Origin of the sequence: Streptomyces sp. NPDC088794, from assembly GCF_044750545.1 — a bacterium.
Taxonomy (GTDB): domain Bacteria; phylum Actinomycetota; class Actinomycetes; order Streptomycetales; family Streptomycetaceae; genus Streptomyces.
The window spans coordinates 828729-854184 of sequence record NZ_JBIVKB010000001.1 but is presented as its reverse complement, the minus strand read 5'-3'; the positions used below and the strand labels follow the sequence as shown (position 1 = coordinate 854184).

The following is a 25456-nucleotide window of genomic DNA, read 5'->3' as shown; positions in this document are numbered from 1 at the left end:
CCCTGAGTGCGGGGCGGCTCTGCCCCGCGTGCCGTGGTTGGGACCAGAGTCGTGACGCCCGCGACAGCACGGCAAGACGGCTTCCGTCAGACGGAAGCGGCCCCCGTGAAAACCCTGTGGAAGCGGTGTCAGGGGTGCCGTTTATGCTGCTCCGGACGATCACGCGGGACCAGGGGAGGGCGCGGCATGTTGGGGAAGCTGTTCGGGAGAGGTGCGGAGAGACCGGCGGAGGTTCCGCACTCCCTTCCGGTGCCGCGCAGGCAGAAGAACGGGGTGTATCCGCTGCGGGCGCTCGGCGACGCGCGGGTGCTCGCGCTGGTGGAGGCGGCCGACGCGGGGGAGTGGGCGGCGGTCAAGGACGCGCTGGTCCCGTTCGATCTCGGCCGTGAGCATCAAGTCCTGGGCGAGCTGGCCGAGGTGGACGGAGTGCAGGACTGGATCGGCCGGGCCGTCGAGGAGGACAAGGAGCACCGGGCGACCGCCCTGCTCATATCCGGGGCCCGGCACATCATCTGGGGCTGGGAGGCGCGTACCGCCGACCGGGCCGTGAACGTCACGCAGGAGCAGTGGCGGATCTTTCATGAACGGCTGCACATCGCCGAGGAACAGCTGTTGGAGGCCGCCGAGTTGCGGCCCGAGTGGATCACGCCGTGGCGCCGTCTGCTGACCTCCGGCCGGGGTATGTCGCTGGGGCACGCCGTCAACGAGACCCGGCGCGACGCGGCCCTGCGCCGCGACCCGCTGGACCTGGAGACCCACATCGAGTGGATCTCGTACCTCCAGCCCCGCTGGAGCGGTGAGCCGGGCCAGGCCCTCGCGTTCGCCCGTGAGGCGTTCGCCGGCGCGCCCGAGGGGCATCGGCTCGGCTGTGTGATCGCCATGGCCCACATCGAGAACTGGGTGGAGTCGGACGACAAGACCTGCCTCGAAACCCCCGAGATCCAGGACGAGTTGGTGGAGGCGGCCGAGCACAGCATCCTCCACCCCGGCTACGAGCGTTTCCCGGGCTGGCAGGAGGACTTCAACACCTTCGCCATGGCGATGTCGCTGGCCTCCTCGCGCAGCGCGCTGCCGCGCATCTTCGAGCAGCTCGAAGGCGCCTTCACCCCATGGCCGTGGAAGTACATGGCGCAGCCGGAAAAGATGTACGCCCGCGCCCGGCGCAGCGCCTGATTCCGCCGACCGTCCGCCGCTCGTCGCTCACCTCACACCGGACTGCCCGATGACACTGCCCGACGCCCCTTCGAGCCCGGCCGGCGCCGACCGCACCTTCCAGGTGGATCTGCGCGGCCTCGTCGACCTCCTCTCCCATCACCTCTACTCCAGCCCCCGCGTCTACCTGCGTGAACTGATGCAGAACGCGGTCGACGCGCTGACCGCCCGGCACCGCCTCGAACCCGGCGCACCCGCCGACGCGTTCGGCATCCGGCTGTACGCCGACGGATCCGTCGTACGCGTCGAGGACGACGGCGTCGGTCTCACCGAGGCCGACGTGCACACCTTCCTCGCCACGATCGGCCGCAGCAGCAAGCGCGCGGAGAAGATCGCCGAGCAACGCGGCGACTTCATCGGGCAGTTCGGCATCGGTCTGCTCTCCTGCTTCCTGGTCGCGGACGAGATCCACGTCCTGAGCCGGTCCGCCGCCACGCCCGAGGCGCCCGCGGTGGAGTGGCGGGGACGCGGCGACGGCAGCTACACCGTCCGCGCCCTGCCCGCCTCCGCCCGGCCTCGGCCCGGCACGACGGTCACGCTGACCCCGCGCGCCGACGCGGGCGAGTGGACCCGCCCGGCCCAAGTGCACGCGCTCGCCCGGCACTTCGGGTCCCTGCTGCGCCACCCGGTGACCTTCGACGACGGCAAGGGCGGTCCGGGCGGCACCGGCGCGGCCGTCAACCCCGAGCCGGCCCCTTGGGCCCGCACGTACCCCACGCCGGGAGCCCGCTCCCGAGCGCTGGCCGCGTTCGGCGAGGAAACCCTCGGATTCACACCGCTCGACACCATCGAGCTGGACCTGCCGGCCGTGGGCCTCAAGGGCATCGCGTGCGTCCTGCCCGAGGCCGTGCCCGCCGGTCGCCGCCACGGCCACCGCGTGCACGTCAAGGGCATGCTGCTGTCCGAGCAGGCCGAGGAGATCCTGCCCGAGTGGGCCTTCTTCGTCCGCTGCGTCGTCGACGCCGAGAGCCTGCGCCCGACGGCCTCCCGCGAGTCCCTGTACGAGGACGACACGCTCGCCGCCGTCCGCGACGCCCTCGCCGAGCGGCTGCGCGCGTGGATCTCCCGGGCCGCCGCCAGCGACCCCGACCTGCTCGGCCGCTTCCTCCAGGCCCACCACCTGGCCGTGAAGTCCCTCGCCGTGCACGACGACGAGATCCTGCGGATGCTGCTGCCCTGGCTGCCGTTCGAGACCACCGACGGACACGCCACCCTCGACGAGTTCGCGCGCACCCACCGCACCGTCCTGGTGACCTCCAGCGTGGAGGAGTTCCGGCAGGTCGCGGCGATCGCCTCGGCCGCGGGGCTCGGCGTCGTCAACGGCGGCTACACCTACGACCGTGAACTGGTCCACCGGCTGCCCGAGATCAGGCCCGAGGTCACCGTCGCCGACCTCGATCCGGCGACCCTCACCGCGCACCTCGACCCCGTCGACCGGGAGACGGAACTGGCCGCCGCTGCCTACCTCGCCCAGGCCCGTGACGCCCTCGCCGTGTTCGACTGCGACGTCGCGCTGCGCACCTTCCACCCCGCCTCCGCGCCCGCCCTCCTGGTCGACAGCCGCGAGGCCCGGCACGAGCGCACCCGCTCCCAGCTCGCCCGCGAGCAGGAGGGCGGCCTGTGGGGCGACATCCTCGGCGCCCTGCGCCAGGAGGCACCGCGCGCCCAGCTGATCCTCAACCAGCTCAACCCGCTGGTCCGCACCGCCGTCTCCATCGACGAGCCCGAGCTGGCCCGCACCAGCGCCGAAGCCCTCTACGGGCAGGCCGCGATGCTCTCCCGGCGCCCGCTGCGGCCCGCCGAGTCGAGCCTCATCAACCGCTCCTTCCTCGACCTTCTCGCCCACGCCCTCCGCAAGGACAGCTGACGATGCCGACCGCACCCCACCCACAGAACACGGACGAGCTGTTCCAGGCGCTCCAGGAGAACGACCGGCGCCCCTACGGCCGCACCCGCACCGTCACCGCCGAGGAACTCGTCGACGTCGCCGAGCAGTTGGCGGAGCCCGTACCGCTCGTCCACGCGCTGCTCGAACTCCAGGAGGCGTACACCTACGGCTCCGAACCCCGGAAGTCGCCCGTCGTCTTCGCCCGCCTGCTCACCCTCTTCGACGAGCAGCCCGACGTCTTCGATGAGCGCCTGCGCCACATGCTCTTCTGGCGGTTCAAGTGGGTGGCCACCGCGCTGCGCGCCCTGCCCGAGATACCGCTGGCCAGCCTGCGCCAGTGGCTGCAGGAGATGCGCGACCGGTACGAGAAGGCCGGCCTCGGCCTCCAGCCCTACTACGGACAGGCCTACCAACTCGCCGTCCACACCGGCGAGGACACCGACCTCGCCTACGAACTGTGGGCGGGCCGCACCCGCGTCCGGCTCAGCGACTGCGAGGCCTGCGAGATCTGCGAGCGCGCCCTGTACCACCTCACGGCGGGCGACGACGAACGGGCGCTCGGCACCTGGGAGCCCGTCCTGGCCGGGAAGGAGTCCTGCCAGGAGGAGCCGGCCCGCTCCGTCTCGTACGCGCTGCTGCCCCTGCTGCGCACCGGCAGCGTCGACCGGGCCCGTGAACTGCACCTGGTCGGCTACCGAGGCTGCCGCCGCAACCCCTCGATGTCCCAGGAGGTCGGCCGACACCTGGAGTTCTGCGCGCTGACCGGCAACGAGGCACGCGGACTCGAACTGCTCGCCGAGAACCGGAACCTGTTCGACGACGTCGACTCGCCGCTGGACCTGCTCGGCTTCCTCACCGGCGTCGAGGTGCTGCTCCAGCGCGTCGAGGCCCTCGGCCACGGCGAACTGCCCGCCGCCGGGTACGCGGGCCGCAGTTGGACGGTGGCCGGACTGCGCGCCGAGGTGCGCGACCGCGCGGACGACCTGGCCGCACGCTTCGACGCCCGCAACGGAACGGCCGCCCACACCGACGGCCGCCGGACCCGCCTCGACCGGGCCCCGCTCCTGGACGCGCTCGACCTGACCCTGCGCACCCGCAGCCTCGACGACGTGGCCACGGCGACGGCCACGCCGGTCGCCGCGCCCGCCCCGCGTACGGACGCCGCCCTTCCCGACTCCCTGCCCGAACTCATCGGCCGGGCAAGGACGTTGGACCAGCAGGGGCACCCGGACGCGACGGCCTGCTGGGCGCGCCTGCGCACGCTCGTGGCCGCCCGGGACTACACCCACCCCGACGATCCGGCCGCGGGCCCCCTCGAACGGCTCCGCGCGGACCTGCTGGCCGACGAGGCGAACCGGGCCGGCGAGAAGGACGAGTTCGCCGACGCCGCCGCGCTCCACGAGGAGGCCGCGGCCCTGTACGAGGACGCCGGAGAGCCTGGTGAGGCGGCGTTCTCCCGGGCCTGCGCGGTGCTCGCCCTCGCCGAGATTCCCGTGGATGACGCGGATCGGGCCGAGGCACGGGCCGCCGACGCCGTTGAGGCCGGGGACTCGGCAGGTGCCGATGAAGAGGCCGCCGGCGGTGTCGCCGCACAGGCTGCGGCTGGTGTCGAAGCGGAGGCTGCGGATGGTGCCGAGACCACGGCAGCAGACGGTGCCGAGGCAAAGGGCACGGGCGACGCCGAGGCGCACGCCGCCGACGGCGGCACCGACGCGCGGAACGCGAACGACGTCGAGGCGCAGGCCGCCCGCGTCGCCGACGCGAAGGTCGTCGCGCTGACGGCCGCCCACGCCTCCCTGGTCCGTCTTCACGAGGACACGCCCGGACTCGCTCCGTACCAGGAGGCCCGGCTGCTGCGGATGCGGGCGACCGCGCTCGGCCTGCGCCTCCAGGCCTCCGGGAGCGACGAGCATGCCGCGTCGGTGTTCGCCGAGGTGGATCTGCTGGAGGCGTTCGCCACCGAGCACGACGTCCGCACCCAGATCTCCGGCGCCGTGCTGATGCGGGCCAGCTCCTACGCCCTCTCCGGTGACCTGCCCGCCGCGATCACCGAGATCGACGCCCTCCTCGACCGGCTGAAGGCGCAGGGCCCCGCCTGGCACCTGCCCCGGACCCTCGGCCTGCGCGGCCGGCTCCAGCTCGGACTCAGGGACGCGCAGGCCGCGTACGACAACCTCACCGAAGGCCTGCGACTGGCCGCCGAGTGGCCGGCCGACACCGTCGACACCTCGCGCCTCCAGAGCGATCTGGCCGAGGCCGCCATGCGCCTGGGCCGCCCGGACGAGGCGCTGCGGCACCTCACGCGTTCGGCGGAGGTGAGTCTGCGTCGCGGCAACCGCATCGAGGCGTTCTGCACCTACAGCAACGCGGCCCAGCTCACCCTCGACCTGGGCCGCATCGAGGACTGCATCGCCCTGCTTGACTCCCTGCTGGCCGAACCGGTCGTCACCGAGGGGGAGTTGGACGACCGGCTCGTCGCCCAGCTGCGGCTGACCCGCGCCCGCGCACTGCGCGCGGGGGAGGACCTCAAGGCCGCGACCGCGGAGTACGTCACCCTGGCGGCCGCGTCGGCAGGCTGGGACGACGACCCGGGCAGCCACGCCATGATCGCCGCGGAGACCGCCGTACTCCTCGGCGAGTCCGGCGAGTTCGGCCGGGCCCGCGAGGTCGCGGACCAGGCGCTCGCCGCCCATGCCCGGAACCCGCGCTACGAGCAGCTCAGCAGCTGCCTTCGCGAACTCGCCCGTCTCCAGGCCCAGCAGCAGGGCCCCGACGGCCTGGCCGACGCGCTCCGCTTCCTCGACGACGCGGGCCGGATCGCCGAGGAGGCGCGCGCCGCCGAGTACCACTACCACGGCCGTTCCCTGGACTCCGCCCTGGCCTACGAGCACGGGCGGGTCAACGCCTACGCGGGTGAGTACGAGGACGCGCTGGTCGCCCTGGACAAGGCGCTGTCGCTGATCGGCGAGCCGGGGCAGGACGACGAACCCGCCGGCGAGTGGGCCGAGTGCGTCCGCCTCGCGGGCGCCGTGGAGGGCCTCTACCTGGAACGCCCGGCGCCCGCCCTCACCCGCCTCGACGCGGCCGTCACCCGCCTGACGGCCCTGGGTCACACCGACCTGACCGAGGAACTGGTCGCCCTGTCGGCCCGGCTGCGGGACGAGGAGTGACGCGCCGAGGAGCGAACAGCGAGCGGTGAGCGTCGTGGAGTGACCCCGCGAAGCGCGCCGATCAGTCGATGAAGTCGGCGACCAGGGCCGCGAACTCGTCCGGCGTGGCCAGCCGGACGCCGAGCGTCTCGGCCTTGGTGCGCTTGGATCCTGCGCCCTCTCCGGCGACCACGAGAGTGGTCTTCTTGGAGACGCTGGAGGAGGAGCGGCCACCGGCGCGCTCGACGAGTTCGTTCATCTGGTTGCGGCTCAGCTTCTCCAGCGGGCCGGTCATCGCGCCGGTGACCACGACCGTCATCCCGGCCAGTGGCCCGCCCGCAGTTTCGGCGGTCTCCACCTGGCCGTCGGAGCCGGAACCCGCGGTGCCCGAGCCCTCGGAGCCTGAGTCGGCGTCGGTCTCGGCGTCCTCCGCGACCGGCGGCGTGGCACCGGGCTCGGTCATGTTCACCCCGGCGGCCGTCAACTTGTCGATGAGCGGGGCGAGTTCGGCGACCTCGGCGACGATGGACGGCGCCTTCTCGGTACCAATGCCCTCGACCCGCTGCATCGCCTCGGCGTCGGCCGCGCGGATGTGGTCCATCGTGGCGAAGTAGCGGGCGATACGGCGGGACATGGAGCGGCCGGTGCCGCGGATCCCGAGCGCGCACAGCACCCGCGACAGGGGCTGCGCCTTGGCCGCCGCGATCCCGGCGAGGAGGTTGTCGGTGCTTGTCTCGCCCATCCGCTCCAGGGCCAGGAGCTGGTCGCGGGTGAGGGCGAACAGATCGGCGAGGTCGGTCACCAGGCCCGCGTCGACGAGCTGCACGACCCGGGTGTGGCCGAGTCCCTCGATGTCGAGCTGGTCGCGTCCCGCGGCGTAGGAGAGGGCGGCCACCAGGTGGCAGTTGCGCCCGTTCGCACAGCGCCAGCGCTGCTCGCTGGTGTCGATGTCTGCCCCGCAGCGCGGGCACACCTCGGGGAACGCGATGGGCTGTTCGTCGCCGGTGCGCAGATGGGCGACGGAGGCCTCGATGCGCGGGATGACGTCACCGGCCCGGTGGACCATGACGTGGTCGCCCAGACGCAGATCGCGGCGGGTGATGTCGGCCGGGTTGTGCAGGGTGGCGTAGGTGATGGTCGCCCCGTCGATCTCGACCGGTTCGAGGACCGCGCGCGGGGCGATGATGCCGGTGCGCCCCACGTTCCACTCCACCTCCAGGAGGCGGGTGATCTTCTCGACGGCGGGCAGCTTGTAGGCGATCGCCCAGCGCGGGGCGCGCGTCCCGGAACCGGCCGTGCGCTGGTCGTCGGCGAGGTCGGCCTTGATGACGATGCCGTCGATCCCGAACGGCAGCTCGGCCCGCAGGGTGGCGATCTCGCGCACCCGGTCCAGCACCTCCTCGACCGTGGCGGCGGTGGTGCCGGGTACGGCGGTGCCGGCGGTGGTGTTCACCCCGTACGTGGCGGCCCGCGCCATCAGCTCGCTGTGGGCGAGTTCGCCCAGTCGGTCGGCGAGGTCCGTCCCGGTGCCGGGCAGGGGGAGCAGGCCGTAGCCGAAGAACGTCATCGGCACGGTGTAGGTGCGCTCCCGGGCCCGCAGGGTGCCCGCGGACGCGCCGCGCGGGTTGGCGAACGGCTGCCCGCCGTGCGCGGTGCGCACCTCGTTGGCGTGCTCGAACTGGGCGGTGGTCATGAGGACTTCGCCGCGCACCTCGACCGTGACCGGCTCGGCCAGCTCGACGGGCAGCCCCTCGATGGTGCCGATCGCGTGCGAGACGTCCTCCCCGGCCGTCCCGTCGCCCCGGGTGATCAGCTGTCTGAGTCGGCCGTCGGTGTAGCGGGCCGCGATGGCGAGGCCGTCCAGCTTCGGCTCGACGCTGAAGCGCTCGACGTCGTGGCCCAGGCGTCGGGCCAGTGACGCGGTCCAGGCGGTGAACTCCTCCGCCGAGAACACGTTGTCCAGGCTCAGCATCGCCACCGTGTGCGGGACATCGCCCTCCACGGCCCCGCCGGCCACCTTCCCGGTCGGCGAATCGGGCAGCACCTGCTCCGGATGGTCCGCCTCCCACGCGGCGATGCCGCGCACCAGCCGGTCGTAGGCGTCGTCGTCGAGCGCGGACGTGTCGCCCCCGTAGTAGGCGGCCGAGGCCTTCACCGCGTCCTCGACGGCCTGCGCGTAGGCGGCGGCATCGGCGATCACTGCAACTGGTGTCGTCATGCCTTCCATCCTGCCTGCCACCACTGACAACGCCCCCGGAGCGATTTCGCGGCACCTCGGCTGTTACTCACTTTCGGGTGAACGCCCTCGGCGGGCCGGGGTGGCGTGGTGTGGCGAAAGAGGGGGTGCGGCCAACTCCCGCACCGAAGTTGATCGTCAACCTCGCGCATACACGACATACATGGACAGTGCAGTCGAGAGTTACGAAACCATGGTCAACGGGCAAAAGCATCCACGTTTCCCACCCATGTCCCGCACTCGGTGGACAGAGTGTGGGTGTGAGGCCGACCGGCCTGACAAGCACACCGCGCCGAATCTCTCGGGGACAGTGATGACCGCTGCCCGCGAGAGGGTGCCCGCACTATGCAGGGGGACTCTGTGTCCGATTCCGCTTCTGTCACCGCCCGCCGTCTCGCCGCCGCCGCACTGGCCGCCGGCGCCCTGGTATCCGTGGTGACGTTGCCGGCGTCCGCGGCCGACCACGCCCGACCGCACGGGCCGAAGGTGGAGATCTCGGCCCTCCAGTACGACTCCCCGGGACGCGAGGACCGCTCGAACCGTTCGCTGAACAACGAGTGGGTGGACCTGACCAACACCACCCGCGACGCGGTCAACCTGGACGGCTGGACCCTCAAGGACGACCACGGCCGTACGTACACGTTCCACCACTACCGGCTGGCCCCCCGCGCCACGGTCCGTGTCCACTCCGGTGAGGGCCGCGACACCCGCAAGGACCTCTTCCAGGACCGTCGCAACTACGTGTGGGACAACGACCGCGGCACCGTCACCCTGCGCAACGACCGCAACCGCCTCGTCGACGACTTCTCCTGGGGTCGGCACCAGGGCGGCGGTCACCACGGCGGCGGCCACCAGGGCGGCGGTCAGGGTGGCGGTCACCAGGGCGGCGGCCACGGCGGTGGCGGTCACGAGGGCGGGGGTCACGGCGGTGGCCGCGACGCCCGCCGCTGACACCGGACACCGATCGGGGGGTTGATCGAACAGCCCGCAACGGGCGATGAGCAGACGGCGCGTCGGACCTCCGGGTCCGGCGCGCCGTCCGCGTTGTGCCGTGCGGAGATGCCGGTGGTGGGCGTGAGGACCGAGTGGCGCACGCGTTAGCCTGATGCCGCCGAACAGCTGTGCGGCGCGGCAGGGTTGGAGAGGGTAACCGGGGATGCCACCACGCACCGGGGAATCGGGGCCCATGGGGTCCATAGGCGGCTACGCGCTGATCGACCGGCTCGGCAGCGGTGGCATGGGGGTCGTCTATCTGGGTCTTTCGGCCTCGGGACGGCAGGCGGCGGTCAAGGTCGTGCACGCGCAGTACGCGCTGGACGAGGAGTTCCGGACCCGTTTCCGGCAGGAGATCGCGGCGGCGAGACGGGTGAGCGGCGCGTTCACCGCACCGGTCGTGGACGCCGACCCCGACGCCGAGGTGCCGTGGATGGCGACGCTGTACGTGCCCGGCCGCACCCTGGCCGAAGTGGTGGAGAAGGACGGCCCGTTGGGCGGGCGCGCACTGCGCATGCTGGCGCTGGGACTGGTCGAGGCGCTGCGGGACATCCATCAGGCGGGCGTCGTGCACCGGGACCTGAAGCCGAGCAACGTCCTGATGGCCGAGGACGGCCCCCGCGTCATCGACTTCGGCATCTCCCGCGCCGCCGACAACCAGGCCCTCACCGTCACCGGCCGTCTGATCGGCACCCCGCCCTTCATGTCACCGGAGCAGTTCTCCTCCCCGAAGGACGTCACCGCCGCCTCGGACGTCTTCTCGCTCGGCTCGCTCCTGGTGTACGCGGCCACCGGAAACCGTCCCTTCGACGGCGCCAGCCCGTACTTGACGGGCTATCAGGTCATGCACGAGCAGCCGCAGTTGGACGGCGTGCCGGAACCGCTCAGCACCATCGCCGCCCGCTGCCTCGAGAAGAACGCGGCGGACCGCCCTCAACTCGCCGAACTGCACGGCCTGTTGCTGGACCTGCCGGACATGACGAGCCCGCCGACGGTTCCGGGACAGCGCGGCGCCCCTCGAAGGCCCGGGGGCACGACGGTCGTACCCACTGCCGGTGCCGCCGGAGCGGGCGTCCGCGGGCGTCGGGTACGGCGGCTGGTCATCCTCGGCGCGGCGCTGGCCGGCACCGTGGTGTGCGCGTCGACGGCGTACTACCTGATGTCCGGCCCCGAGAGCCCCGCGAACCCGGCCGCCGGGCGGGCGTCCGCGTCCGGCCGCTCCGCAACTCCCGCCGTGGCGCTGCCCGCCGGGTGGAAGCCCTGGCGGACGAGCCTGGTCCAGGCCGTGAAGGACAAGTCGGTGGTCGTCGACGTGGACAGCGTGAAATCAGGCTGCGCGTCCGCCGATTCCTCCGTGTACTGCTCGGGGACCGGCTTCACGGTGGCCCGGCTCGACGCCGCCACGGGCCGCGTCGCGTGGCGGTTCGGCAGCGGCCCGCAGAGCTCGGAGCGACCCCTCGGGGTCCGGGAGGGGGTCGTGTACGGAGCCGACCAGCCGGACGTGACCGAAGTGAACTCGGCCCAGCGGGTGTTCGCCCTCGACGCCGACTCCGGCAAACCGGTCTGGACCCGGACGGTGGACGCCGGCTCGCCTGCCGCCCTGTTCGACGGCGGTGTCATCGCGATGCGCGACGGGACCGAGGAGTTCGTCGCCCTCGACGAGACGACGGGCGAGGACCTGTGGCGGACGACCGTGAAGTCGTCGGCCGGCACCGACTGCGTGCCGCTGGTCCTGGGCGACGCCCCCTACGCCGTGTGCGTCGACGCGAACGACCCGACCGTGGGCCGGGCCGGCCTCCTGCGCCTGGACCCGGCCGACGGCACGGCGCACGAACTCCAGCAGCTGCCCCTGGCCGCGTCGCCGCTCGGCGCCGTCGACGGGAAGCCGCTGTTCCTGCTGCCCCAGCAGGCGGAGTGGGAGTCGAACGACGGGCGGGACGAGGCGTACAAGAGCCTGTTGCGGGTGGACCCGGACAGTGGCACGGCCGTCCGGATTCCGCTGGCGGGCACTCCGCGTGGCACGGCCACCCTCGTCGACGGCGCCGTCTACTTCGTCCGCCCCGACGGGACGATCACCGCGAACAGGGTGACCGACGGCGCCCGACTGTGGCAGCAGGGGACGCAGATCGAGAACCTGTCGGCACCGGTCCGGTCGACGACGTACGACGATCTCTACTTCGCCAACCGGTACGGCCGGCTGCTCGCGCTCGACCGCAAGACCGGCGCCGTCGCCTGGACCACCGACAAGGTCGACGACCTGGGGACCTCCGCGGAGGACCGGATCCCGAGCCTGGTGCTGGTGAAGGACGCGATCGTGGCCGTGGCGGGCGACAAGGCGTTCTCCGTAAGCCCGGACCGCCCCTCGGGCACGCCGACGCCCACAGCAGCCGACTGACCTGCCTCCAGCCGGTGTTCAGCAGGGCCGGCGCCACACCCCGAGGTCCAGTTTCTTGCTCATGGACGACAGCTTCAGCTTGCGGGACTCGGCGCAGAACTCGCTGTTGGGCACCTCGTACTCGACGTGGAACACCGCCTTGTCCGCCGCGGTGAACGGGCGGAGCCGACCGCACTCGTCGTACTGCGCGCACTCCTCGTTGACCGCGAAGTCGAAGTGGCGCAGGAGTTGGGGGATCTGCGGCAGGTCGTTCTTGAGGCCGACGGCCATGCCGCGGGCGTGGGCGATGTCCGCGATCATGCGGTTGTACGCGAGTTGGTCGGCGGCGGTCAGCGGGAAGCCCGTCTTGTTGGCGTAGCCCTCCACCAAGTCCGGTTCCACGGCGTCGAATCCCTTGTCGCGGCACATGTCGAAACGCTGTTCCATGATCGGCCGCAGCACGTCGATCCGTCGGATGTCCAGCCAGCGCTCGCCCGCCCAGCCGTCGCCGGCACCGAGCACCGACTTGGGGAACTCGCCTTTGTCGGGGCGGTAGTTCTCCCAGGCGCCGACATTGATGTAGCAGATGACCTTGCGGCCGGCGCGGTGCAGCCGGGCCACGTCCGCCGCCGTGTTCTCGAAGCCGTCGATGTCGTAGACGGGCACGTCGACGGAGGGGGTGACCTCGCCGTCGAGCTGCCACTGCCAGGCGACGCCCGGAGTGGGCTGCCAGCGCTTCGGCGTGGCGGGAGTCGTCCTGGTGGAGCGGTCCGGGGCGCTCGACGCCGTACGGTCGCCGCCGTCGGCCCGGTCGTCGTCGCCCGCGCCCGAACACGCGCTCAGGACCAGGGCCGCCGTCAGTAAGCCGCCCGCCAGGGCAGTACGCCTCATCACTCCGTCTCCTTCAGTGCGGGTGTCAACTGCGCCCAGGGGTTCGGAAGTTCACCCGTCACCGGTCCGGCCACGCCCGCCCCGCGCTCGCCCGCGGTGCGCACGGCGAGCGGCACCAGCGCCTCGGGCACACCGTAGACGAGGTGACAGAACCGCTCGGGCGGATGCCGGGACGTCCATGCGGGCCGGCTGAACGTCGAGACATACGTCGACCAGTGGCCCTCGAAGGTGACGACGAGGTCGGCGAGCCGGACGTACCCGGGCGCCGGGTGGATGCCGGGGTTGAGGACGACCGGCGAGGCGCCGAGCTTGCGCAGGGACCTCACCAGGCGTCTGCAGGCGGGCAGTTCGTCCGGCGAGGCCGTCACCTGGTCGAGGAAGCAGCCGTCGGTCCGGTACCACTCGCGGTACCGGAGGACGTCGTCCGTCATCTCGGCCGGGCTGCGGGCGCCGTAGTCGGTGTCGACGTACGCCAGCAGCCGGGCACCGGCCGCGCGCAGTGCCCCCGCCGCCGCGGCGAACGCGGGGTCGGGTGCCGGACCGGGCCCGTTCGCCGGGTTGATCACCACCGCGTAGGTGCCGGCCACCGCCCCGATCAGCCGGTGCCAGGCGCCGGGATCCTCGGCGGGATGGACGTACAGGGGAATGAGCAGGCTCACGGCGTCCGGTCGCCTTCCGGGCCCGCCGTCGCCGTCCACAGTGCGGTGAGCGAGTCGTCGAGGGGGTACGACGGCCGCCAGCCGAGCGCCTCTTCGGCGGCCGTGATGTCGGAACACTGCCACGAGACCTCCCCCGAGCGGGCGGAGCCGCCGCCGTTCTCCTCGATCCGTCCCCGGAACCCGGAGACGCGGGCCAGCGTGTGCACCAAGTCCCTTACGGGAGTGGCCTGTCCGCCGCCGATGTTGAGAATGCCCGGCAGGGCGCGGGGGGACGACACCGCGAGCGCCGCGGCCCGTGCCACGTCGCGCGCGTCGACGAAGTCGCGGTACGCCGACAGGTCGCCGAGCCGGATCACCGCCCCGGGGTCGTGGCCGGCCGCGCGCAGCAGACCGGCGACCCGGCCGGGCAGTCCGGCCGCCGGGGCGCCCGCGCCCACCGGGTTGCCCACCCGCAGCACCACCGCGTCGAGCCCGGAGGTGGTGACCGCGACCGTGCCGGCCAGCTTGGTGGCGCCGTACACGGCGACCGGGCGGGTGGCCGCCGATTCGGTCACCTTCACGTCCGGTGCGCCGGGGCCGTACTCGGCGGCCGAGCCCAGGTGGATCAGCCGGGCCGTCGGCGCCGCCTTGCGCAGCGCCGCGCAAAGGACCGCGGGGCCGCGGGAGTTGACCTCGGCGAGGGTCACGGCGTCGCCCCCGGTGGTGCCCGCGCAGTTGATCACGGCGTCGGGTGCCGCGTCGGCCAGTGCCCGCGCCAGGTCGTCCGCGCGGGCGGTGGCGAGGTCGATGCCGAACTCCGCGGCGGGGGAGCGGCCGCCGCCGAGCACCCGTACACCCGTGAGGGTGCGCAGGTGCCCGGCGACATGGCCGCCCAGATAGCCGGTGAAGCCCAGGACGAGAATGCGCATGGAAAGGTCAGGCTCCCTTGAGCAACAGCGACTTGCGGGAGGTGAACTCGGCGTTGGCCCGGTCGTAGTCGTCCGGGCGTCCGATGTCCAGCCAGTACCCCTCGAAGTCGTAGGCGTGCGGCGGGTTCTCTGTCTTGAGCAGGTCGAGGACCAACTCGTCGAAGCCCAGCGGCAGTCCGGCGGTGTAGCCGGCGAGCGTGGACCGGGACAGGCCGTACACGCCCATGGAGACGCGGTAGTCCATGCTCGGCTTCTCGGTGAAGGCGACCACCCGGCCCTCGTCGGTGGTCAGCACCCCGAAGTCGATGTGCACCTTGCGGGAGTACGTCGCGATGGTCAACGGCGCGTCCGAGTCGCGGTGTCGGCGCAGGACGTCCGCGTAGTCGAGGTCGGTCAGGATGTCGCCGTTCATGACGAGGAACTTCTCCGGCAGCCGGTCGAGCATGGTGAGCAGCGGGCCCATGGTGCCCAGCGGGCTCTCCTCGGTGGCGTAGTCGATGGACATGCCCCACTGGCTGCCGTCGCCCACGTAGGCGCGGATGATCTCGCCGAGGTGGCCGATGGCGATGGTGCAGCGGGTGAACCCCGCCCCGGCGAGCTGGCGCAGCACGATCTCCAGTATGGCGTGCTGGTCTCCGATCGGCACGAGCGGCTTGGGCAGTGCCGTGGTGTAGGGCCGCAGCCGGACGCCCTTGCCTCCGGCCAGGATCACTGCGTGCATGGGACTCCTCCTTCTGGACGTACCGGTCGGGTCAGATGTTGTAGATGCCGGTCTTGTACCGGGCGAGGTTGGCCGGGTCGCGGAAGAACTCCACGGTTCCCGCAAGGCCTTCCTCCAGGGAGTGCGCGGGCTGCCAGCCGGTCGCGGCGGTGAGCCGGCTCGCGTCCGCGACCAGCCGCATCACCTCGGAGTTGGCCGGCCGGATGCGCGCGGTGTCCTCGCGCACGTCGAGGTCGGTGTCCATCACCTTGCCGATCAGCGAGACCAGGTCGCCGATGGAGATCTCCCCGCCGGTGCCGGCGTTGAAGGTGCGGCCCACGACCTGCTCGGCGGGTGCGGTGCCGACCGTGAGGAACGCCTGCGCGGTGTCCTTGACGTAGGTGAAGTCCCGGGTGGGTCGGAGGTCCCCGAGGGTGATCGTCCGTTCTCCGGCGGCCACTTGGCCGATGACGGTCGGGATGACCGCCCGCATCGACTGGCGCGGCCCGAAGGTGTTGAAGGGCCGCAGAGTCACCACCGGGGTGTCGAAGCTGGCGTGGTAGCTGTCGGCCAGCCGGTCCCCGCCCGCCTTCGAAGCCGCGTAGGGGGACTGGGTGTTGATCGGGTGGTCCTCGGTGATCGGCACGGTCTGCGCGGTCCCGTAGGTCTCGCTGGTGGAGGTGTGCACCAGCCGGGGCGTGCCCAGTGCGCGGACCGCCTCCAGCACGTTGAGGGTGCCGGTGACGTTGGTGTCCACGTAGCTGTGCGGTGCCTGGTAGGAGTACGGGATCGCGATCAGCGCGGCCAAGTGGTAGGCGGTGCCGGCGCCTTCGAGCAGACCGCGGACCGAGCCGGGGTCGCGGACGTCGCCGAGGACGATGTCGACCTGGTCGAGGACGTCGGGGTGGAGGGTCTCCAGCCAGCCGTAGGAGGAGAAGGAGTTGTACTGCGCCATGGCCCTCACCCGGTGCCCGGAGGCGACCAGCGCCTCGGTGAGGTGGGAGCCGATGAAACCCTCGGCTCCGGTGACTGCGGCGAGTGGTGCGGTGGTCAACTCGTGCTTCCTTCCGGTCGGTTGTGCTTCCTGTGGGGGGTGTCGCGACAACGGGGTGGTGCACGTCCGGACGGGGACCGGGTCCAGGCGGTCAGGCGTGCGGAGCGGGGCGTCCCAACAGGCGCAGTACGCACGCCGTGAGACAGAGGGCGGCGACGCCGCAACAGAGGGACAGCGCCTCGACGACCGGGAGCGAGTCCATGAGGGTGAGCGCGCCCGCCGCCGCGGCGGCGACGAGACAGACCCCGGCCGGCGGCCAGGCCGCGCCGAACGCCTGGAGCAGCAGGGCCGTCCACAGCGCCGCCGCGAGCAGCAGCAGCGGGGCCGGGTCGGAGTCGGTGAGCAGGGCCGCCGGGAGCAGGGGCAGCAGATAGGCGCACAGGCAGAGGGCGAGGATGCCCGCCGAGCGCAGCTGGAAGGCGGTCGGGGTGGCCGTCGCCCGCAGCGCCGCCACCGACAGTCCGCGGTAGCGGTACAGCAGCCATTCGGCAGGACCCATGCTCACAGTCAGCACGATCACCGCGTACGGCTGGTCCTGCCCGGTCAGCAGCACCAGCGACCCGGCGGCCAGTCCGAACAGGCCGTAGGGCAGTGAACGGCGCAGCGGGGGACGGGAGTTGCCCGGAGCCGGGGTGGTGGCGAGGGCGGCGCGCAGGGCCCAGGCGGCCGTGGCCACCGCGCCCAGCAGGGACAGCAGCGGCAGCCCGGCCCGCAGCGGATTCCCCGGCTCCCACCACGGCAGCACCGCCGCGCCGGCGATCATCGGCGTGAGCGCGGCCAGCAGCAGCCGCTCCCCGCCGAGCACCAACAGCACGCCCGCCGCCGCGAGATACACCGACTGTGCCCCCGCGGCCAGTGCCGCAGGGCCTGAACCGGCGACCAGCGAGCCCGCCGCCGTCGCCACCGCGGCACCCAGCGGGGCGCCCTTGAGCAGGGTGCGGCCCGCCTCCCGCCGCCCCGCGGTCATGCGCAGGAAGGCCCGGTGGCCCAGCGCCTGGCCCCAGGCCCAGGAGACCAGTCCGGCCACGACCAGTACGGAGATCGCGCGTTCGGCGTGCCACAGCGGCGCGGTGAGCACGTAGGCGAGCCCCGGCAGGGCGAACAGGGCCCCGCGCAGGGCGCAGCGCACATGGTCCGGGCGCCAGGGATCGGCCGGCCGCGCGGGCTCCGGGAAGGTGCGCGGCACCCGTTCGTACAGGGCGGCGGCCAGGGAGAACAGGCTCGGATGGCCGTACCGCTCCTTGATGACCTCCGCGGTCAGGCCCTCCGACTCCAGCAGCGCGGCGACCTCGTAGGCGTGCACGGCCGGTCCTATGCGGTCGGCCAGTTCGGCGGCGAGCTCGTCGACCGCGGCGTGGTCCGCGCCCCAGTGCGGCTGGCGCAGCGCCAGGGTGCGGTCGTCGGGCAGCCGCCTGCGGCGTGAGCGGTCCTCGGCCAGCCGGAGGGAGAGCGTGTCCCCTGCCGAGCCGTCCGGTTCGAGCGCCATCGGCCCGCTCATCCGGCCATGCTCCCGGTCCTCGACGACACCGGGCCGCCCTCGCCTGCTTCGGCGAGTTCCACGGTGGTGTCCGGCGTCCACATCCGGCCCAGTGCCGACAGCTCCAGGTAGATCGAGCGGAAGGTGTCGACGGTCTGGCGCAGTGTGAACTGCTCGATGACCCGCAGCCGGGCCGCCTCGCCCATCGTGCGGCGGCGTTCGCGGTCGGCCAGCAGCTCCAGGGCGGCGGCGGCCATCCGCGCCGGGTCGCGCGGCGGCACGACCAGGCCGGTGTCCCCGACGGCCTCCCGCACCCCGCCGACGTCCGTCGAGACGGTCGCCCGCCCGCACGACATGGCCTCTATCAGGGTGAACGGGAAACCCTCGCTGATGCTGGAGAGCATCACGACGTTCCCGGCCGCGTAGGCGTCCTTGATGTCCTCGACCCGGCCCTCGAACGTGACCGCGTCGCCGTGCCCCAACTCGGCGGCCAGCGCCTCGCACCGCTCCCGGTAGGCCTCGCCGCCCCGCGGGGTGCCGCCGAACAACCGCAGCTCGGCGTCCGGGAGTTGACTCCGGACCAGCGCGAAGGCGCGGATGAGGGTCTCCAGGTCCTTGATCGGGTCGACCCGGCCGGCCCAGCTCAGGGTCGGCCGCTCCGGCTCCGGACCGGCCATCGGGAAGGCGCCCGGGTCCACGCCGTTGTAGACGGTGCGGATCGACCCGGGGTCCGCGCCGCCCTGTTCCTCCCACAGCCGGTTGTAGCGGTTGCCCGGGGTGATCAGGGCCGCCCGCCGGTACGTTTCTTCGGCCAGCAGCCGGAAGAAGCCCAGCACGACGGCCTTCACGGGCCAGCGGTAGGGGGCGGTGCGATAGCCGAGGTAGCGCTCGCGCAGATAGACGCCGTGCTCGGTCAACAGCAGGGGTACGCCGTGCCGTTCGAGCGCGGCGAGCCCCGGCAGCGCGGCGACCCCGCCGCTGACCGCGTGTGCCACCCCGTCCTCGGGCAGCGGCGCGGACAGCGGCCGCAGCGCGTGCTCCAGCAGGGTGGTCGCGGTGATCGCGTCGTGCAGGCTCGGCCGGGCCTCGCGTACGGCCAGGCCCGGGCGGTTCCACACCGCCGTCAGCACACCGATCGCCCGGTCGCCGCGCAGGAACGGGCTCAGCGTGCCGTCCGCCGCGGCCCGCGCCAGCGTGTACAGCGCGTCGGCGAAGCCGCGCTCGGCCCGGGGGTCGAGCAGCGCCGTCAGGAACTGCTCGTAGGCGTGGGCGAGTTGATTGCGGCTGCGGCCGCGCGGCAGACGGCCCTCCGGCGCCGGACCCCACATGGGGACCGAGACCACGCGCGAGACGTGGTCCGGGATGTCCCACACCAGGGGTTCGCGTCCGGTGCCGGTCACGGCGACGACCTCGAAGTCGAGGTCGGGCATGCCGGTGACGAGCTGGTCGCACCAGACGCTCACCCCGCCGTGACTGTGCGGGTAGGTGCCTTCGGTGAGCAGGGTGACGCGCGTTGAGCCGGAGCGTCGCGCGCCGTCGTGAACGTGCATGGATGGGCTCCACGGCCGAGGTCGGTGGCGGTCGTTCCGGCCCCGGCCGCGAGGGTGCGACCGGGACCGTAGGGCGTGCCGCGCTCAGTTCTCCGGGACGTAGGGAACCTGCTCGGTCACACCGGCGGGCACCTTGGTCGGGGGAGTGGTGGAGGTGGTCGCCGGGTCCGCCGCGTCGGCGGCCGCGGTGAGGGAGGGGGTGGACGAGGGCAGGGCGAGGGTGAGCGGCGTTCCCGCCGAGGTGGTCCAGCCGGAGACCTCGCCCGCGTACGCGGAGCCGAACGCCGTACCGCCCTGTGTGGTGCCGGTGGGCAGGGTCGCGCTCACGGGAACCCCGTCCGGCGCCTGGACGGTCACCGTGTCGCCGATGCGGTACGCGGTGATCTGACCGGCGTCGAGCGCCGCGTCCCGGGCCGCGCGCCGCTGCAACTCGGTGCCGATGTCCTTCATCCGCAGGTTCACCACCGGGGTGTTGTCCGCGAACAGCCCGTTGTAGCCGTCCAGGACACCGTCCAGCACCGGGTAGGCGATGCGGTCCTCGGTCAGGTTCGACTGGTGGATGAAGTGCGGCTTGGGGTCGTTGGAGAGCACGTGCCCGAGCGCGGTCCTGGTCTCCAACGGCACGATGTAGTCGGCGTACCCGGTGGAGGTGGACAGCGGCGCGGCCAGACAGGTCGAGGTCGCCGGGTTGTCCTCGCAGATGCCGCTGCCGCCCTGGGCCCGGCCGGTGTAGATCCAGTTGTACTCGTCGACCTGCTCGGCGGTGCGCCCCGCGTTGTAGAAGATGTTCATCGGGTAGCGCGAGACCGTCGTCGCCGGACCGACCTGACGCTGCACCGGGTCACGGGAGTTGTCGGAGGCGAGCCACTTCACGCCGTTGGCGGTCAGCGCGGGCGCCAGGTTGGGGTTGTCCACCGGCTGCTGCGGCAGGATCCGCAGACCCGAGTGCTCGCCGGTCACCAACTCCTGCGTGTCCAGGGGGAGTCCGACCGACTGGCCCCAGGCGCGGTTGGTCGCGATCTCGTCGGAGATCTCGTTCCGACCGACCCACTGGGTGCTGCCGTCGGCGTTGGTGGCGCACTTCCACGGCACCACGGTCACGTCCTGCACGCAGCCCAGGAACGGGTGCGAGTAGGTGTGGTTGACCCAGCGGAAGCTGTCGCGGTCGGTGACGAACTCGTCGGCGAGCGCGTCGACGCCGTCGTTGTCCTCGCGCTGGTTCACGCTGCCGACGCCGTTGTAGACCATGTCGAGGGTGATGCCGTGGTCGGTCTGCCAGTCGGCCGCGTGGTCGACGTCGGCCGCGGTCATCCGGATCGGGTTCTCCACGCCCTGGCCGGGCGGGCAGTCGATGTCGCCGGGCGTGCAGTTGAGGGTGGAGTCCCAGCGGTCGTCGGCCGCGAACACGTCGTCCACGTGGACCGCGAAGTAATTGCGGGAGGCGCCGAGATGCACCCCGCCGGTCATCCACTCCACGATGCCGCGCGCCAGCAGCCGGAACTGTTCCTGGTACTGGTTGTAGACGAACGTGACGACCAGCTCCCGGCGCCCATCGTGCCGGTACTCGCCCACCAGCGAGCCCCGGGTCGTCCCGCCGGGGATCGGGGCGTCGACGTAGGAGGTGAAGTCCGCGCCCGCGACGGGTGTCGACAGATAGGCGTAACTCTCGCCCACGGTCGGGGAGTTGTCCTCGAAGGGCACGGGTCCGTCCAGGTATCCGAACGGCCCGGCCGCGCCGGCCGTGGTGACCTGCGCGGAGACACCGTCCAGGCTGCCCGAATAGCCGCCGTTGACCGGGTAGTCGAGCCCGGCCTCCGGACGCGCGTAGGTGTAGGCGTCGACCTGCGGGATCGCGTAGGTCTGCTCGTAGGCCGCAAGGGCCGTCATCTCGGCCGAACCGGCCGCGAACGGGTTGTCGTTGGGCAGGACCACGGCCTGGAACTTGGCGCGCGGAACGCCGTCCACCGTGTCCGCGAGGAAGTCCGCGTCGATCACGGGTCTCGCGGAGTCCCGCAGGTCTATCTCGGTGTACGGCGTTCCCTCGGTGTCCAGTTCGGCCGCGACGGCGTCGGTGGACGGGCCTCCGTCGCTCACGATCAGGACCCGCAGATCGACGCGGGGCGTGACCGCGTCGGCGTGGGCCGTGGCCGCCGGCAGGGCGAACGAGGCCATGAGAGCGCCCACAGTGAGCGCGGTCGTGCGTATGGTCCGCTTCATGCGGTGTTGTTCCCTCCCCGGGCAGGGGCGGCCCACTTGCTCCCGTCGGAGCGGACGCGCCCCCATGCGCGACGCCACGCCCCCCTCAGACGCCAGTCGTCACACATCAGTCGCGTCACATAGTGGTGCCCCTGTATAGCTTTTGTGGTCATGCTGCGAAACGTGACGGAAAAGTGAGGCGTCCATTCGGTCGCCGCGGCGGCCGAACAGGCGCCCGCAGAACGGGAGTCCGGTAGGCCGCGGAAGCGCATCGAGGCCCTGTCCGCTGGTCCGGGATCGATCGTCGGAGCGGAACGGCCCACTCGGGTGATCGGTCGACCGAGCCGCGCCGCGTCTTTCCGATCTAGTCCGGATTTGGACCACCCGGGTCTCGCGATACGGGCGGCGGCCGCCCGGCGCGGGCCGGCCGCCGTGCGAGGTCGTCGGGTGTACGGGGCCGTCAGGCGCAGAGCACCCGGGTCTCGGGCGTGTAGGCCGGGCCGCCGCTGATGTTCGTGCTGTCGCTGAACTCGATGTAGTAGTACGAGTAGAAGCCGATGTTGCCGTTGCAGCCGGAGTCGGCGGCGATCTGCAGCGTCAGGGTCACCGTACGGCTCTGACCGGGCGGGATGGTCGCGCCGTAGTTGGTGCCGAGGTTCGCGGGGCCGGTGCCCGAGCACGGGGTGGAGCCGGTGGCCGTGGCCAGCGTGCACCCGGTGAAGCTGTACTTCAGGTCGGGGCGCTGGGTGGTCAGCCACGTCGGGTCGATCGTCTGGTAGACGAACCAGACGTCGTAGGTGTGGTTGTTGGTGAGCGTCATCGACAGGTTCACCGTGCCGCCGGGCGTGGTGGTCGCACTGTCGGTGGCGAACGTGACGTCGGCCTGGGCCGCCGGGGCCGCGCTCGCACTGGGGGTCAGGCCGAACACGGCGAGGGCGAGGGCGAGCACGGCGGTGAGACCGAGGCGTCTCGGCAGTGTGGATCTCATGGCTCGGGAGGCTAGGCAGAGGCTCCGCGCCCCGTCTGCCCCGCGAAGCACAGCGAACGCTCAGGTCGGCCGGAAGTGCATGTCCTGTGAAGGCGGTGTAAACGCGTCGGCACGTGGTGCTTCGTGGTCGGCCGAGTTCGGTCCTGCTCGGCGGTGGCCGGGCGTGATTGGCGAATATCCCACTGTTGTCACCATGGGACGTTCTTTGCCGACACACCTCACGTACCGCCGAGTTTCACATCGGCGACACCCGACCCTTCCCTGACGTTCGGCGCCCTTGCAAAACTCGCAGCGCGCGGAACCCGTCATGTTCCGGCAAGGCGCACCGGCACGTCGCACCGTCAAGAGGAGAGGCAGTCCCCATGCCCGAAGTCAACCGGCGCAGATTCCTCCAACTCGCGGGCGCCACCACGGCCTTCACCGCGCTCTCCAGCAGCATCGAGCGCGCCGCCGCGCTGCCCGCGAACCACCGCACGGGGTCCATCGAGGACGTCGAGCACATCGTCGTCCTGATGCAGGAGAACCGCTCGTTCGACCACTACTTCGGCTCGCTCAGGGGCGTCCGCGGCTTCGGCGACCCGCGCCCGGTGACCTGGCCGAACGGCACCTCCGTGTGGCACCAGAAGGACGCGAGCGGCAAGGAGATCCTGCCCTTCCACCCCGACGCCGACGACCTGGGCCTCGCCTTCATCCAGGACCTCCCGCACGGCTGGAACGACGGCCACGCCGCCTTCAACGCGGGCAAGTACGACAAGTGGGTGCCGTCCAAGGGCTCCACGACGATGGCGTACCTCAACCGGGACGACATCCCGTTCCACTACGCGCTCGCCGACTCCTTCACCATCTGCGACGCCTACCACTGCTCGTTCATCGGCTCGACGGACCCCAACCGCTACTACATGTGGACGGGTTACACGGGCAACGACGGCAAGGGCGGCGGCCCGGTCCTCGGCAACGACGAGGTCGGCTACAGCTGGACCACCTACCCCGAACGCCTGGAGCAGGCCGGCGTCTCCTGGAAGATCTACCAGGACGTCGGCGACGGACTCGACGCGGCCGGCGGCTGGGGCTGGATCAACGACGCCTACCGCGGCAACTACGGCGACAACTCGCTGCTGTACTTCAACCAGTACCGCAACGCCGAGCCGGGCGACCCGCTCTACGACAAGGCCCGCACCGGCACCGACGCCACCAAGGGCGAGGGCTTCTTCGACCAGCTGAAGGCCGACGTCAAGGGCGGCAAGCTGCCGAAGATCTCCTGGATCGTCGCCCCCGAGGCCTTCACCGAGCACCCCAACTGGCCCGCGAACTACGGTGCCTGGTACGTCTCGCAGGTCCTTGACGCGCTCACCGCCGACCCCAAGGTGTGGGGCAAGACCGCGCTGTTCATCACCTACGACGAGAACGACGGCTTCTTCGACCACCTGGTCCCGCCGTTCCCGGCCGGCTCCGCCGCGCAGGGCAAGTCGACGATCGACCCCACGCTCGACCTGTTCGCCGGCGACAGCGGCCACCCGGCCGGCCCCTACGGACTCGGCCAGCGCGTGCCCATGCTGGTCGTCTCGCCCTGGAGCAAGGGCGGCTTCGTCTGCTCCGAGACGCTCGACCACACCTCGATCATCCGGTTCATGGAGCGCCGCTTCGGCGTCCACGAGCCCAACATCTCGCCCTGGCGCCGGGCCGTCTGCGGTGACCTGACCGGTGCCTTCGACTTCTCGGACAAGGACACCAAGCCGGTCGCCCTGCCCGACACCGACGGCTACGAGCCGCCGGACAAGGTCCGCCACCCGGACTACGTGCCGACCCCGCCCGCCAGTGGCACCCTGCCCAAGCAGGAGCGCGGTCTGCGCCCGGCCCGCCCGCTCAAGTACGCCCCGCGCGTGGACGGTTCGGTGGATTCGGCGGCCGGCAAGTTCACGTTGACCTTCGCCTCCGGCGCCAAGGCCGGTGCCGCCTTCCTGGTCACCTCCGGCCACCGCGCCGACGGCCCCTGGAGCTACACCACCGAGGCCGGCAAGACCGTCTCCGACACCTGGAACTCGGCGTACTCGAACGGCTCGTACGACCTCACCGTGCACGGCCCCAACGGCTTCCTGCGCGCCTTCAAGGGGGCGAACAAGACCGCGGGCCCGGAGGTCACCGCCCGGCACACCGGCGACGACGTCGAGCTGACCTTCACCAACAAGGGCTCCCGCACGGCCAAGTTGAAGCTGTCCGGCGGATACGGCTGCCGCCCGCGGACGTTCAGCGTGCGCCCGGGCGCCACCCTGCACCACACCGTCGACCTCGCGGCGAGCAAGCGGTGGTACGACCTGACGGTCACGTCCGAGACGGACACGGCGTTCCTGCGCCGCTTCGCCGGACACGTGGAGAACGGCCGCCCCGGCGTGAGCGACCCGGCGATCATCACGAGGTGAGAAGGGCGCGGGGTACTGTGCGCCGGTGACCACTGATCCGAACGTCCCGGACGATTCGCAGCCACCGGCCGCCCGGCAGCTGCCTCAGCACGCCGGGGTCGCGCCCAGCGGCCCCGGCGGCGCGCTCTTCACGGAGCCGGTCCTGGTGGTCGGACTGAAGGCCGAACCGGTCGAGCAGGTCGAGGAGATCGAGCCGGCCAACGAGTACCGGGTCTTGGATCAGCACGGCACAGGGATCGGTTCGGTCACCGAGGCCGTACGGAGCACGCTGAAGAAGGCGCTCCGCTTCGGTTCCGGCCTCGACCGGTTCCTCACCCACCGGCTGGAGATCCGGGACGCCGCGGGACAGCCGCAGTTGCTGCTGTCCCGGCCGGCGAAGCTCCGCAGGCCGCAGGTCACCGTGACCCGTCCGGACGGGACGCCCGTCGGTGAGATCGTCCAGCAGGAGGAGGCCGAGGGGATCGACTTCGCGATCCTCACGCCCGACTACCAGCTGATCGGCGCGATCAGGGCGGAGAACCGGCTGGCGTGGAACTTCTCGGTCGTGGACGACTACGACCGCGAGGTTGCCCGGATCACCAAGACCTGGGAGGGCCTGGCCCGGACGCCGTTCACGGCCGCGGACCACTACGCCCTCCAGATCCACCACCAGCTGCCCGAGCCCTTGTTGAGCCTCGTCGTCGCGGCGGCGCTCACCGTGGACACGGCCCTGAAGCAGGACGACAGCGCCGTCGACTGACGCTCTCGCCGTACGGCCCGTAGTC

At 72.0% G+C, this 25456-nt stretch carries 17 protein-coding genes; 7 read left to right on the top strand and 10 right to left on the bottom strand.

What is annotated here, in order from left to right; all coding sequences use genetic code 11:
• Positions 1–186: 186 nt before the first annotated feature.
• From ACIP6U_RS03860 to ACIP6U_RS03850, 3 genes are read left to right on the top strand one after another with little or no spacing between them, the layout of a single operon-like run.
• Complete coding sequence (locus tag ACIP6U_RS03860; RefSeq protein WP_401712479.1) at positions 187–1173, top strand: hypothetical protein; 987 nt, start codon at positions 187–189, stop codon at positions 1171–1173.
• A 49-nt stretch (positions 1174–1222) separates the two neighbouring features.
• Positions 1223–3079, top strand: coding sequence for an HSP90 family protein (locus ACIP6U_RS03855; RefSeq protein ID WP_401712476.1), 1857 nt, complete (start codon positions 1223–1225; stop codon positions 3077–3079).
• A 2-nt stretch (positions 3080–3081) separates the two neighbouring features.
• Positions 3082–6270, top strand: a complete 3189-nt coding sequence (locus tag ACIP6U_RS03850; protein WP_401712473.1) for a hypothetical protein — start codon at positions 3082–3084, stop codon at positions 6268–6270.
• Positions 6271–6331: 61 nt separating this feature from the next.
• Here ACIP6U_RS03850 and ligA read toward each other — a convergent pair whose 3' ends face one another.
• The gene (gene ligA, locus ACIP6U_RS03845; protein ID WP_401712470.1) at positions 6332–8467 is read right to left on the bottom strand and encodes an NAD-dependent DNA ligase LigA; all 2136 of its coding nucleotides are present in this window, start codon (positions 8465–8467) and stop codon (positions 6332–6334) included.
• Positions 8468–8830: 363 nt separating this feature from the next.
• Between ligA and ACIP6U_RS03840 the strand changes: the two genes are divergently transcribed.
• Entirely contained in the window at positions 8831–9436 is a 606-nt protein-coding gene (locus tag ACIP6U_RS03840) for a lamin tail domain-containing protein (protein WP_401712467.1), read from the top strand.
• Between the two features lie 235 nt (positions 9437–9671).
• Positions 9672–11873: a serine/threonine-protein kinase gene (locus ACIP6U_RS03835; RefSeq protein WP_401712464.1), complete on the top strand. Its 2202-nt coding sequence runs from the start codon at positions 9672–9674 to the stop codon at positions 11871–11873.
• An 18-nt stretch (positions 11874–11891) separates the two neighbouring features.
• On the opposite strand, the gene ACIP6U_RS03830 is transcribed toward ACIP6U_RS03835, so the two are convergent.
• The 9 genes from ACIP6U_RS03830 to ACIP6U_RS03790 all read right to left on the bottom strand — a co-directional run bounded on the left by ACIP6U_RS03830 (position 11892) and on the right by ACIP6U_RS03790 (position 22275).
• Complete coding sequence (locus tag ACIP6U_RS03830; RefSeq protein WP_401712461.1) at positions 11892–12743, bottom strand: endo alpha-1,4 polygalactosaminidase; 852 nt, start codon at positions 12741–12743, stop codon at positions 11892–11894.
• On the bottom strand, positions 12743–13402 hold the full coding sequence (locus ACIP6U_RS03825; RefSeq protein WP_401712458.1) for a spherulation-specific family 4 protein: 660 nt from the start codon (positions 13400–13402) through the stop codon (positions 12743–12745). The genes ACIP6U_RS03830 and ACIP6U_RS03825 overlap by 1 nt, the downstream gene beginning before the upstream one ends.
• Positions 13399–14310: an NAD-dependent epimerase/dehydratase family protein gene (locus ACIP6U_RS03820; RefSeq protein WP_401712455.1), complete on the bottom strand. Its 912-nt coding sequence runs from the start codon at positions 14308–14310 to the stop codon at positions 13399–13401. The genes ACIP6U_RS03825 and ACIP6U_RS03820 overlap by 4 nt, the downstream gene beginning before the upstream one ends.
• A 7-nt stretch (positions 14311–14317) precedes the next feature.
• On the bottom strand, positions 14318–15031 hold the full coding sequence (locus ACIP6U_RS03815; RefSeq protein ID WP_401712452.1) for an NDP-sugar synthase: 714 nt from the start codon (positions 15029–15031) through the stop codon (positions 14318–14320).
• Between the two features lie 31 nt (positions 15032–15062).
• Entirely contained in the window at positions 15063–16064 is a 1002-nt protein-coding gene (locus ACIP6U_RS03810) for a GDP-mannose 4,6-dehydratase (RefSeq protein ID WP_401712449.1), read from the bottom strand.
• Between the two features lie 91 nt (positions 16065–16155).
• On the bottom strand, positions 16156–17562 hold the full coding sequence (locus ACIP6U_RS03805; RefSeq protein WP_401712446.1) for a hypothetical protein: 1407 nt from the start codon (positions 17560–17562) through the stop codon (positions 16156–16158).
• Positions 17559–19091, bottom strand: coding sequence for a GT4 family glycosyltransferase PelF (gene pelF / locus ACIP6U_RS03800; RefSeq protein ID WP_401712443.1), 1533 nt, complete (start codon positions 19089–19091; stop codon positions 17559–17561). Before pelF ends, ACIP6U_RS03805 begins: the two co-directional genes overlap by 4 nt.
• Positions 19092–19175: 84 nt before the next feature.
• Entirely contained in the window at positions 19176–21308 is a 2133-nt protein-coding gene (locus tag ACIP6U_RS03795) for a hypothetical protein (RefSeq protein WP_401712440.1), read from the bottom strand.
• Between the two features lie 439 nt (positions 21309–21747).
• Positions 21748–22275 (bottom strand): hypothetical protein, encoded by a 528-nt coding sequence (locus ACIP6U_RS03790; RefSeq protein WP_401712437.1) that lies wholly within the window; start codon positions 22273–22275, stop codon positions 21748–21750.
• 362 nt (positions 22276–22637) lie between these two features.
• On the opposite strand from ACIP6U_RS03790, the gene ACIP6U_RS03785 reads away from it, so the two are divergent.
• Together ACIP6U_RS03785 and ACIP6U_RS03780 are read left to right on the top strand one after the other, a co-directional pair.
• A complete protein-coding gene (locus tag ACIP6U_RS03785) occupies positions 22638–24692 on the top strand; it encodes a phosphocholine-specific phospholipase C (RefSeq protein ID WP_401712434.1) in 2055 nt (684 codons plus the stop codon).
• A 25-nt stretch (positions 24693–24717) separates the two neighbouring features.
• Positions 24718–25431: a phospholipid scramblase-related protein gene (locus ACIP6U_RS03780; RefSeq protein ID WP_401712431.1), complete on the top strand. Its 714-nt coding sequence runs from the start codon at positions 24718–24720 to the stop codon at positions 25429–25431.
• The last annotated feature ends 25 nt before the right edge of the window (positions 25432–25456 follow it).